General features: G+C 68.2%; 6 protein-coding genes. 4 read left to right on the top strand and 2 right to left on the bottom strand.

Translation table 11 applies throughout. From position 1 onward, the window contains the following. Nucleotides 1–104 precede the first annotated feature (104 nt). The gene (locus tag F0U60_RS20755) at nucleotides 105–2,870 is read left to right on the top strand and encodes a PAS domain-containing protein (protein ID WP_395822532.1); all 2,766 of its coding nucleotides are present in this window, start codon (nucleotides 105–107) and stop codon (nucleotides 2,868–2,870) included. Nucleotides 2,871–2,889: 19 nt separating this feature from the next. Here F0U60_RS20755 and F0U60_RS20750 read toward each other — a convergent pair whose 3' ends face one another. Further along, nucleotides 2,890–4,833: a glycoside hydrolase family 15 protein gene (locus F0U60_RS20750; RefSeq protein WP_395822530.1), complete on the bottom strand. Its 1,944-nt coding sequence runs from the start codon at nucleotides 4,831–4,833 to the stop codon at nucleotides 2,890–2,892. Between the two features lie 269 nt (nucleotides 4,834–5,102). Between F0U60_RS20750 and F0U60_RS20745 the strand changes: the two genes are divergently transcribed. Together F0U60_RS20745 and F0U60_RS20740 are read left to right on the top strand one after the other, a co-directional pair. Beyond that, on the top strand, nucleotides 5,103–5,924 hold the full coding sequence (locus F0U60_RS20745; RefSeq protein ID WP_395822528.1) for a mechanosensitive ion channel family protein: 822 nt from the start codon (nucleotides 5,103–5,105) through the stop codon (nucleotides 5,922–5,924). A gap of 183 nt (nucleotides 5,925–6,107) precedes the next feature. Continuing rightward, on the top strand, nucleotides 6,108–8,228 hold the full coding sequence (locus F0U60_RS20740) for an ATP-binding protein (protein WP_395822526.1): 2,121 nt from the start codon (nucleotides 6,108–6,110) through the stop codon (nucleotides 8,226–8,228). Here F0U60_RS20740 and F0U60_RS20735 read toward each other — a convergent pair. Next, nucleotides 8,189–8,998, bottom strand: coding sequence for a LytR/AlgR family response regulator transcription factor (locus F0U60_RS20735; RefSeq protein WP_395822524.1), 810 nt, complete (start codon nucleotides 8,996–8,998; stop codon nucleotides 8,189–8,191). The two genes, F0U60_RS20740 and F0U60_RS20735, sit on opposite strands and share 40 nt — an antisense overlap. Before the next feature lie 267 nt (nucleotides 8,999–9,265). Between F0U60_RS20735 and F0U60_RS20730 the strand changes: the two genes are divergently transcribed. Beyond that, entirely contained in the window at nucleotides 9,266–11,893 is a 2,628-nt protein-coding gene (locus F0U60_RS20730; protein WP_395822522.1) for a DUF4962 domain-containing protein, read from the top strand. The last annotated feature ends 66 nt before the right edge of the window (nucleotides 11,894–11,959 follow it).

The raw sequence follows: 11,959 nt of genomic DNA, 5'->3' as shown, positions 1-11,959 counted from the left end.
GGAAGGCACGAAGGCCGCTCCCTCTCCCGAGGGGCGGCCTTTCTGCTTTGGGACAGGCGCTCCATCCCAGGCCCGAGGGCATCCACTTCTCCCTGGGGAACCTCATGAGCGCACTGGCCCAATTCCTGGATGATCGAAGAGCGGAGCTCATCCGCCGTTGGGAGGAGCGCGTCCAGCACCCTGTGGAGGGCACTCCGGGCTTTCTCGATGCCCTCTCCCGGGCCCTCCGAGGAGAGGAGCAGGAGCCTCCTGACAGCCCCTGCAGGCGGTGCGTCCACCCAGGCGCCCAGCTGGAGGCGGTGATCCACGAGTTCGATGCGCTGCGCGAGGTGGTGTTCGAGCTCATCCACGAGGCGGGACTCCAGCCCTTGAGCGAGCAGATACGCATCCTCACCCGGTTCATCTCCCGGAGCCTCGCCCGGGCGGTCGTCCAGTTCTCCAGGGAGAGCGAGGCGAAGGCGGCTGCAGACGCCCAGAAGATGGCGCGGGACGCGGAGGCCCTGCGCCAGTCGGAGACCCGCTACCTGCTCGCCACCCGCGCCACCCGGAACGCCGTCTGGGACTGGGATCTCCTCACCGACGCGCTGTCATGGAACGAAGGCATCTCCACTGTCTTCGGGTACGCACCGGAACAAGTCATCCCCTACGCGACGTGGTGGTACGAGCACATCCACCCCGAGGAGCGCGAGCGCGTGGTGCACGGCATCCATGCCGTCATCGGCTCGGCCCACGGCCAGCACTGGGAGGACGAGTACCGGTTCCGGCGAGCGGATGGCCTCTACAGGCGGGTGAGGGACCGGGGCTCCATCGTGCGCGACAGCCAGGGCAAGGCGGTGCGCATGGTGGGGGCCATGCAGGACGTGACGGACCAGCGAGAGGCCGAGGAGAACCTGAGCGAGCGCGAGGAGCGCCTGCGGGGACTCCTGGAGTCCACCGCCGAGGGCATCTGGGGACTGGACACCGAAGGCCGCTGCACCTTCGCCAATTTCGCCTGCCTCCGCCTCCTGGGCTACGCCAGCGCCGAGGAGCTGCTCGGACGCGACATGCACGCGCTGACGCACCACACCCGGCGCGACGGCCGCCCCTACCCCCTGGAGGAGTGTCCCATCCACGAGGTCTTCCACACCGGCCAGCACGCGGACGTGGAGGACGACGTGGTGTGGCGCAAGGACGGCCGCCCTTTGCGCGTCCACTACCGCGCCAGCCCCATCTTCCGCGAGGGCCGCGTGGTAGGCACAGTGGTGACCTTCGAGGACCGCCGTTACGCGGCCCAGCTGCGCGGCCTGGCCGAGGCCTCACTCGCCATCAACCGGGCGGACTCTCTCCACGCCGTCCTGCAGACCGTCACCGAGAAGGCCCGGGAGATCATCGGCGCCCACCAGTCCATCACCAGCATGACGGTGGAGCAGAACTGGGCCCAGGCCATCAACGCCATCAGCCTCTCGGACAAGTACGAGGCCTGGCGAGGCTACGACGAGCACCCGACGGGCAAGGGCATCTACTCCGTCGTCTGCAAGACGAACCGCCCCCTGCGGATGACGCAGGAGGAGCTGGAGCGCCACCCTCAGTGGCTGGGGTTTAGCGAGTACAAGGACACGCCCCCTCCCCTGCGTGGTTGGCTGGCCGTCCCCCTCATCGGGCGGGATGGGCGCAACCTGGGCCTCATCCAGCTGTCGGATCGCTACGAAGGCGAGTTCACGGCCGAGGACGAGGACATCCTCGTGCAGCTCGCGCAACTGGCGAGCGTCGCCCTGGAGAACGTCCAGCTCGCCCAACAGACTCGTGAAGCCGAGGAGTGGTTGCGCCTCGCCACGAGCGCCGCCCACATCGGCATCTGGGACCTCAACCCCGTGACGGGAGCCATGCGGTGGGATGCACGCATGAAGGAGAGCTTCGGACAACCGCTCGACGCCTCCATCGACTTCGCGACCTTCCTCGCGAGCCTGCACCCCGAGGACCGAGAGCGCACCCACGAGGCCGTGCGACGAGCGCTCCATCCGGCGAGCGGCGGTGAATACATCAATGAGTACCGCACGATGGGGCCGCTGAGCGATGGCGCCGTGCGGTGGGTCAGCTCGCGAGGCAGGGCCTACTTCGACGAGAACGGCCGGGCGGTGCGCTTCACCGGCACGGTGCTGGACATCACCGAGCGCAAGCGCCTGGAGGAGGAGACCCGCAGGCGGGCGGAGTTCGAGCAGCAGCTCATCGGCATCGTCTCCCATGATCTGCGCAATCCGATTGGTGCCATCACCCTCGCCGCGGCGACCCTGCTCCGTCGGGCGGGGCTCAACGAGCGACAGAGCATGGCCATCTCCCGCATTGTCTCCTCGGCCGAGCGGGCCAGCCGGATGATCCGGGACCTCCTGGACTTCACGCAGGTGCGCTCCGGAGGAGGACTCCGCATCGAGCCGAAGCCGCTCAAGCTGCACGACTTCGTTCACCAGGTCGCCGACGAGGTCCAGCTGGCCCACCCGGAGCGAGAGCTGATCGTGGAGTGTCAGGACGACACCCAGGTCGAATGGGACGCGGACCGCATGGCGCAGGTCCTCACGAACCTGCTCTCCAATGCGGTGCGGTACGCGCATGAAGGGACACGCGTGACGGTGCGCGCGAGACGTCAGGACGACCAGATCCTCCTGAGCGTCCACAATCAGGGAGAACCCATCGCCGAGGAGGTGCGGCCGCGTCTCTTCCAGCCCCTGACCCAGGGCTCTGGCCAGAGAGATCACGCCGGGCGAAGCATCGGCCTGGGGCTCTTCATCGTGGACCAGATCCTGCGAGCCCACGGCGGTACCATCGAGGTGCACTCCACGCGCGAGCAGGGCACGACCTTCACCGCGCGCCTGCCCCTGCGCGCCCTGCCGGGCTGAGTGTCAGGGCCGTGGTCCCTCACAACCCGGGCCACGAGTCCCGGCAGGTGCTCCCCGGAATGGGCGGAGGCTCGGACTCGAGCAGATGCGGGGGCGCCATCTCCCCTTCGTCCCGCATCCGCAAGGCCAGGTCGATACGCGCGGCAGCGTTGATCAGCCCGAGGTGGCTGAAGGCCTGGGGAAAGTTCCCCAACTGCTCGCGTGTGAGCGGGTGCACCTCCTCGGCGAGCAGCCCGAGGTGGTTGGCGGCCTCGGCGTGGAACATGAAGACCTTCTCGGCCTCCTCCAGCCGGTTGCACAGCGCCAGGGCCTCAACGAGCCAGAAGCCGCACAGGAGGAAGCCCCCCTCCGGCCCCGCCACCCCATCGTCCATCCGGTAGCGCCTCAAGAATCGGCCCGTCCCCAGCTCGGCACGCAACCAGTCGATGGTCTCCTGGACGAGCGGCTCGCAGGCCCGGAAGCACCCCGCGATGGGGAGCAACAGCAGCGCGGCATCCGGCTCGTTTCCCCCGTAGAAGCCCACGAAGTGCTTCCCCGAGGGGTCTACTCCATGACGGAGGATGTCCTCGCGGATGAGTGCCGCCTCATGGTGACACGCCGCCTGAAGCTCCGGCTCGGCGAAGAGTCGGGCCAGGTGCTGGCCCCGGTGGAGCGCCAACCAACACATGAGCTTGGAGTGCACGTTGTGGCGCATCTCCCGACGGGGCTCCCAGATGCCATGGTCTGGCTCGCGCCAGCGGCGCGCAGTCGTCTGGATGACCCGCTTCAGCAGCGTCCAGGTGCGCAGGGGCAGCCGGCCTCCGAACCGCTCGTAGAGATACGCCGCGTCGAGCAGCGCGCCCGCGGTGTCGAACTGGAGCTGATCCCTGGCGTCGTTGCCAATCCGCACGGGGCTCGAGCCCTGGAACCCGGACAGGTGGTGGAGAATCCGCTCCGGAGGCACCGGGCCCCCATCCAGCGAGTACATCACCTGGAGGGTCTCTCCATGTTTCAACGTGTCGCGCACGAAGTAGAAGAACTCCCGGGACTCGTTCGGATAGCCGAGCAGGTTGGTGGCCCGCACGGCCATCGCCGCATCGCGCACCCAACTGTAGCGGTAGTCCCAGTTACGAGGCCCACCAATCCACTCGGGAAGCGAGGTCGTGGCCGCGGCCACCATGGCGCCCGTGGGCGCGTACATCAGCAGCTTCAGCACCAGCGCCGAGCGGAGGACATGGTGGCGCCACGGCCCCTCGTAGCGAAGCTGCCGAGACCAATCACGCCAGGCCTGGCGCGTGGCCCGGAGCAGCTCGTAGGGCCGGTACGCGGCCACGGGCTCCGGCTGATCCGAGTCCCAGGCCAGCACCATCCAGCGCCGATCTCCCCTGCCAAGCCGGATGCGCGCCCGCAGGCCCGACCCGCCATACGGCTCCCAGTGCGCCTCCCCATCGAAGACGGCGACCATCCGCTCGCCGAGAGCGCCGCGCGCGACCAGCCCGTGCTCCTCCCTCTCCACCCGCGTCTCCGACTCCCCGTATCTGAAGCGCGGATTGAAGACGACGTTCAGCTCGAGCGAGCCCTCGACACACTCGATGCGTCGGTGCACCTCGTGGATGCTGGCCCGCGGATCGTTCGTCCACGGCATGTAGTCGATGAGCCGGACGACCCCCTGGCGCTCAACCCGAAAGAGCGTCTCCAGAACGTTGGTATCCGGATCGTAGCGTTGCAGGCTCTCGAAGGGCCAGACGGCGGGGGTGATGCCGGTGAACCCTCCCCTCTCCGCATCGAGGACTCCCGCGAAGACGCTCGGGCTGTCGAAGCGGGGAAAGCAGAGCCAGTCGATGATTCCATCCGGCCGGACCAGCGCACACGAGATGCCATCACCAATCAGTCCGCGGTGGGCCAGAGAGAGCTCCCGGTGCGACCCCGGATTCGAGAACCGGAACGGCCGATTCATCCTCTTGGCAGCACTGTAGAGGTCCATGCGCGCTCCCCGCTCTTCCTCCAAGAGTAGGAACCCTCCCAACGCGTGAACCGACCCGGGTGGCCACCAGCCGGACATCCGTGCGCCCGGACCCCCCGTTGACGCGTCAACGCCACGGGCTGACATGCCAGCCGCTGTGTCAGGGTAAGCTCTTCACGCTGGGTGCCGGGCTCGAGGCATGTGCCTTCGCGGGCTTACACGAGGAACCGCACTGGCCCGCCCCCTGCACACCCGCTTGGGACTCAGACGTCGTCCTCCTCAGGAACGCCATGGAAGCCATCATCAATCAATTGAAGTCACTGGCCCTCACGGAAGCTCTGCCCTTTCTGCTCAAGGCAATTGGCGCACTGGCCCTGTGGTTCGTGGGCCGTACGGTCATCAACGCCTTCCGGCGCGTGCTGAACCTGGCCCTGCAGAAGCGCCAGCTCGACGCCACGCTCATCCGCTACGTCGAGTCGCTCTTCTCCGGCTCCCTCACCATCCTGCTGCTGCTCGCCATCCTCGGAATGATGGGGGTGGAGACCACCTCGTTCGCCGCGCTGCTGGCCGCGGCGGGCATCGCCATCGGTACGGCCTGGTCCGGGCTGCTCTCCAACTTCGCCGCGGGCGTCTTCCTGCTCGTGCTGCGCCCCTTCCGCGTGGGCGATGAAATCTCCGCCGCTGGCGTCGCCGGCGTTGTGCAGGAGATCGGCCTGTTCGCCACCACGCTCGACACCGGCGACAACCTGCGCATCTCCGTCGGCAACAACCGGCTGTTCGGCGACAACATCATCAACTTCACCCACCACCCCCACCGCAGGGTCGTGGTCAAGGTGCCCCTGCTGCACGGCAGCGACGTGCACGGGCTCATGAGCGCCCTCAAGGAGCGCGTGGCGCTGGTGCCCGGCGTCCAGGAGCAGCCCGCGCCTTCCGTGGACGTGGTGGAGTACACCGCGCTCGGGCCCGTGGTGGGCATCGGCGTGAGTGCTAAACCTACTCAGGCGGGACCGACCCAGGTGGCCGTGCTCCACGCCGTCACGGAAATCCTCACCTCCGCCGGTTACATCGTTCCTCCGCAGACCGCGCAGCAGCTCCTCTCCAAAGCCAGCTGAGGCCGCGGAATTGAGTAAGCCCTCTCATAAAGCAATACTGGGTGAATCTTTCACCCACATTGCATGAAACAAACAGGCCCCCCTTCACCCCAACAAAAAAGGAAATGAATATCGTCCGTACACGGTACAGGGTGTTTGCCCCACCTTCTGTGGCCGGCATGGAGATGGGGACGGAGAACCAAGGTGGCCTGGACGGGGTGGACAGCGCGAGTATTGGGATTGGCGTGTCTCGAGGGCCCTGGGGGGCAGCGGGTGCGGCTCGAGCGGCGGGCCGCGACGTTGCTGGCCTATCTCGGGCTGGAAGGGCCCTCAGCCAAAGCTTCGCTGACGGGTCTGCTGTGGCCTGACTCGCCTCCCACCACCGCACGCAACAACATGCGCCAGCTGCTGCGCCGTCTCCGGCTGGCGTGTGGCGGCTTGGAGCTGGTGCAGGCCGACACCGAGCGCCTGGAGCTCGGCCCCGAGCTGAACCTGGACGTCGCGCGCCTGAAGTCCGCCGCCCAGAGCCACGCGCACTCCCACATCCTCGAGGCCGTGCACCCCGAAGGCGGTGGCCGGCTGTTGTCTGGCTTCGACTTCGATGACTGCCCCGAGCTGGCGCGGTGGCTGGACGGCGCCCGTACCGCCGTGGAGGGCTGGGTACGCCAGGCGCGTGAGGCGGAGATCGAACGCCACATGGCGCGGGGCGACCTGACGACGGCGCTCAAGCAGGCCCAGGCCTGGGTCCAGCAGGAACCCGAGTCCGAGCAGGCCGGCCGCCACCTCATCCGCCTGCACTACCTCCAGGGGGACCGCGGCGCCGCCCTCGCCGCCTTCGAGCGGCTGCGCACCGTCCTCTCCCGCGAGCTGGACGTCACCCCCATGCCCGACACCCTCGCCCTGGTGCGGCTCATCGAGAAGGGCACCCAGCTCCCCCACCCTCCCGCCGCGTCCCCAGCGCTCCCCCTGTCCGTGCTGCGGCCGCCGGTGCTCGCGGGCCGGGAGGCCGCCTGGCGCCAGCTCGAGGAGGGTTGGAACGCCGGCCAGATGTTGTTGATCACCGGAGACCCTGGCACCGGAAAGTCCCGGCTCGCCGAGGAGTTCGCGGCCATCAAGGGCCGGTGGTTCCGGATGGAGGGGCGCCCGGGGGACCAGGACATCCCCTTCGCCTCACAGGCCCGCGCCCTGCGTATCCATATGGCCAACGAGCCCGGGGTGAAGCTGCCAGACTGGGTGCGCTCCGAGCTCTCGCGCATCCTCCCCGAGCTGGGCGACCCACGCCACCTCTCGCCCCTGACCTCCGAGACCGACGAGCTGCGCTTCTACGACGCGCACGTGGAGGCGATGCGGCTGCTCGGCGAAGGGGGGGCCATCAACGTCGTGGACGACATCCAGTACTGGGACAAGGCCAGCTCCAAGATCTTCTTCTATGCGCTCCCACGCCTGCTCGACCCCAGCGTGGGCACGGCTCGACAACCCCGCATCATCGATTGCTATCGCCGGGGAGAGCTCCCGTCCTACAACCAGCTCAACATCCGCCAGATGCTGGAATCGGGGATGGTGCGCGTCATCGACCTCGGCCCCCTCTCCCCGGACGATGTGCGCCAGTTGCTGGCGGGCCTGGAGCTGCCCGGCGCGGAAGCCCATGCCGAGGCCCTGGCCCGCTACACCGGTGGCAACCCCCTCTACATCACCGAGACCCTCAAGCACCTGCTCGAGACCAACTCCCTCCACAAGGACTGGCCCCATCGGTTGCCCCCTCCAGGCCGCGTCGGTCCCCTCATCCAGCGCCGGCTCGAGCGGCTCTCTCCGCTGGCCCTCCAAACGGCTCAGCTCGCCGCCCTGGCGGACTCGCATTTCCGGCCCGCGCTCGCTCCCGCCGCGCTCGAGGTGACCGCCAGCGCGATTCATGCCGCACTCGCCGAGCTCGAGGCCGCGCAAGTCCTGGTGGGCGAGCGCTTCAGCCATGACCTGGTGCTGGAAGCCGTCCGGGCCAGCCTGCCTCCCGCCGCCGCCCGGGTCCTGCATGGCCGTCTCGCCACCGTGCTCGAGCGCGACAGAGCCCCCGCCATCCTCCTCGCCCACCACTGGATGGAGGCGGGCTCGGTGGAGCGCGCACTGCCGTTCCTGCTCGCCTCTGCGCACGCGGACGAGCAGGTGCTTCCTCCCGAGCAGGCCGCGGACCATTACGCTCGCGCGGCGGCCCTGATGGTCGCGGCCGGTCGGCTCGAGGAGGCTGTGCAGGCACGCACCGCGGAGGCGCGGTGCCGCACCCGCGCCCAGCGTCACGCCACGCCCAGCAGTGCATCCAGCCGCTCGCGGTAGCCGCGGCTGAGCTTCAGGCTCGTGCCATTCCCCAGAATGACCTGGTACTCGCCGTGGAAGAGCGGCCGCATCTCCCTCACCCGGCGGGCATTGACGATGGTGGAGCGGTGGATGCGCACGAACTGGCGGGGATCCAACTGCGCCTCCAGCTCGCGCAGGGATTGGCGGAGCAGGTGCGTCTGGCAGCCCACGTGGGCCTGGACGTAGTAGTCCTCGGCCTCCAGCCAATCCACCTCGCTCACGGAGAGGAAGGCCATCCGACCCACCTCCTTGAGCACCAGCCGCTCCAGGTAGCGCGGTGCGGGAGGAGGCGTCGGAGTCGCGGCAGAGGAGACGCGGCCCACCAGTCCCGCCAGCTGGCGCGCCAGCGTCTGGATGCGTCCGCCTCGCACGTGCGCCTTGGCGCGGGCCAGCACCTGGGTGAGACGCTCGTCCTCGAAGGGCTTGAGGAGGTAGTCGAGCGCGTGCGCCTCGAAAGCCTTGAGGGCGTAGGTGTCATCCGCGTTGACGAAGATGGCGGCGCCCGTGTGAGCGGGACCTGCTTCGCGCAACACCTGGAAGCCATCCATGCCCGGCATCTCCACGTCGATGAAGACCACGTCCACGGGTTGCCGGCGCAGCAGCTGCAACGCCTCGGAGCCACTGGCACACTCGCCCACCACCTCCACTTCCGGGTCCGCACCCAGCCGCGCATTCAGGTGCTGGCGGGTGGAACGCTCCGGGTCCACCAGCAGCACACGGATAGGGGCATTCTCCGTCGACAGACTCACGTCGAGCGCTCCGTGAGCAGCTGACCCGCTTCGTGGGGTGAGACGATATCGGTGAATCTTTTCAGTTTCAGTGCCGAGAGGTTTCACGCACAACTCCACGAAAATGGATTGTGAGGTTTCCTACCGGCCCAGGGGTGATGGAAGCGTGACGGTGGGAGACGCGTGAGCACGTCCGGAAACAAAGGACAACCACCAGCCTGGCGGCCGGGCCCTCCCAGGTCCCCATGTATGAAATGGGCGGAATAAAGGGTGGCATCCGCCCTACCCATGAGGCACTCCATCACGCTTTGGCTGGTGCTGTTCGTCTCACTCCCCGCGCTCGCGGGCCCTCACCCCAGCCTCTTCTTCGAGGCCTCTCAGGTGGAGGCCCTGCGCCAGAAGGCCCAGTCGACGCATCAGGGCATCTACCAGCCCCTGCTGAAGGGAACGACGAGCTACCTGGATAGCACCGTCGCGTCGTCCGGACTGGTCACCTGGAAGGCAACGGGGAAGACCCTGCAACTGGATCGCCGCGAGGTCGGCAACCTGCTGGTGGTGTTCGCCTTTGTGGCGCAGCTGTCCACGGACAGCCGGCACCTCGACCTGGCCAAGAGCTGGCTGTTGACGGTGTCCTCGTGGGGAAACCTCGACCTCGACGGGTCGCATGATCTGATTCAGGCCCACCTGCTCGGAGGTGTCGCGGTGGCCTACGATCTCCTGGCCCCGAAGCTCACCAGCACCGAGGCCTCGCGCGTCCGCACCACCCTCCAGCAGAACGCCAATGCCCTGACGCAGACGTCCAAGGGCGGCGAGTGGTGGGCGGACGAGTACCTGCAGAACCACAACTGGGTGAACCATGCCGCCATCGGGCTCGCGGCGCTCGCCACGCGAGGAGAGCTACCGAGCACCACCACGCAGCCCTGGCTCGACCTGGCCACCAGCAACGCGCGCAAGGTGAAGCAGGTGATGGATCTGGTGACGGACGGCCTCTGGCACGAGGGCTACTCCTACGTCACGTACGGGCTGAGCTGGTACCTGCCCTTCGTCAGCGCGCTGAAGCGGGTCACCGGCACCGACGTGGGTGACCTGGGTCTGGTGAAGGCGATGCCGCGTGCCATGGCCGCGACCTACCTGCCCGAGCGGCCGAGCCAATCCGTGCTGATCCACGGCGACTTCTACGGCTTCAGCCCGGACCTGGGACTGATGCCCCTGCGCTACGCGGCGACGCGGTACCGCGACTCGGTGGCCCAGGGCATGGCGGACACCTGGATTCGCGGCACGCCCTCGAACAGCTGGGCGCCCGAGCTCAACCCGCGCGTCTTCGAGTTCCTCTTCTACGACGAGACCCTGCGCTCCACGGACGTGCGCACCCTGCCGCTGGACTGGTTCGGCGACAGCCAACAGGCGGCGGTATTCCGGAGCGGCTGGGACAAGGGCTCGCTCCTGTTCGCGCTCAAGAACGGCCCCTATGGTGGCATGGCCGGATGGCAGTGGCTGAAGAGCGGAATGGAGCCACGCGGCGTCCTCAACTTCGCCCACAACCACGCCGACGACAACGGCTTCTACCTGTATGGCAATGGCTCCTGGCTGGCCCCTGAGGCGGCCGGTTACTACATCGGCCACGCGAACTCGCCGGGGCCTGCGGCCAACCAGACTGTCTTCCACAACTCGCTGACCATCGACGGCGTGGGCCAGCTCGGCGAGGGCGTGCGCGACAAGAGCGATTCCGCCGCGGCCTACAGCTGGTACTTCGACCGCAAGGGCGGCATCCCCTTCTTCGGCTCCAGCGATCACTTCGGCTACGCCATCGGCGACGGCACCACGCTCTACGCCTCCACCCTGGGGCTGCGCCGCTGGGACCGCCACGCCCTCTTCCTCGACCGCAAGTGGGTGGTGCTGCGTGACGTAGTGCAGGCCTCCAAGTCCCACGTCTATCGGTGGTCCTGCCACTTCATGAATGGGGCGACCCGCGAAGGCAGCTGGCTCCACGGGCGCGGCGAGAACAGCCAGGCTCTGGGTGTCGCCGTGGTTGCCCCCGCGTCCTTCGACGTCTCCTTCACGGAGCAGAAGCCGGTCAACATCCAGAAGCTCAACTCCGCCGGGCTCGTCGTCAACGCCGAGGTCAAACCCACCGCGGCCTCCGCCAACGTCACCTTCCTCACGGCCCTGGTGCCAACGCCGGAGTCGACGTGGGCCTCGCGCCCGACGGTGAAGGCGCTCGATACCAGCGTGCCCGAGGCCGGGCTGAAGGTGACGGAGGGCACCTCCTCCGTCTACGCGCTCTTTAATGATCTCCCCGAGCAGAAGCGTGCGGCGGGCGGCTTCCAGCTGGTGGGCCTCGCGGGGGTCGTGCGGTACGAGGGCACCACGCCCACTCGCGCCGTGCTGATCCGCGGCACGAGCCTGTCGGATGCCTCGCACACGCTCATCAGCCAGACGGAGCCCACACGGGTGCTGGAGACGGACGGGCTTGCCTCCGACACGGTGCGGCTGTCCGGAATCGCCACGGGCTCGCCCCGCATCCACGCGCCCCTGGCCACCCGCGTCGTGTGGAACGGCGTCGAGGTTCCCTTCCGACGCGAGGGCGACGCCATCGTGTTGGGAGAGACCGCCAACGTGCCCACCACCGAGCCCACGTCCCCGGACAGCTCCGAGGCCACGCCCCCGATCGTCGTCGGGCCCGAGTCGCCCATCGGAACCCCGACCTCGGAGGGCTCCGGCTCGGCGATGCCTCCCCTCGAGGGGCGAGAGCCTGACGCCCCCGGCCTCCCTCGACCTGCGGGGCTGTCCTGCGCCTCGGGCGGCGGGCAGCTCGTCTTCGGCTGGGGTCTCCTCGCCTTGAGCGGAGCGCTGGCCCTTGGACGGCGTCGACCATCGCGCCGATCCTCGCACGTGTCGGACACCAACCGCCTCTGACACACAAGTCGTTGGATATGGAGCAATCGTCGAGAAAGCCAACCTGAGGCGCTTCACGTACCTGCC

The sequence above is a fragment of the Archangium minus genome (genome assembly GCF_044360475.1).
Classification (GTDB): Bacteria; Myxococcota; Myxococcia; order Myxococcales; family Myxococcaceae; genus Archangium; species Archangium minus.
Note: the sequence above shows the minus strand (reverse complement) of the source record. Positions and strands in the feature narration are given on the sequence as shown.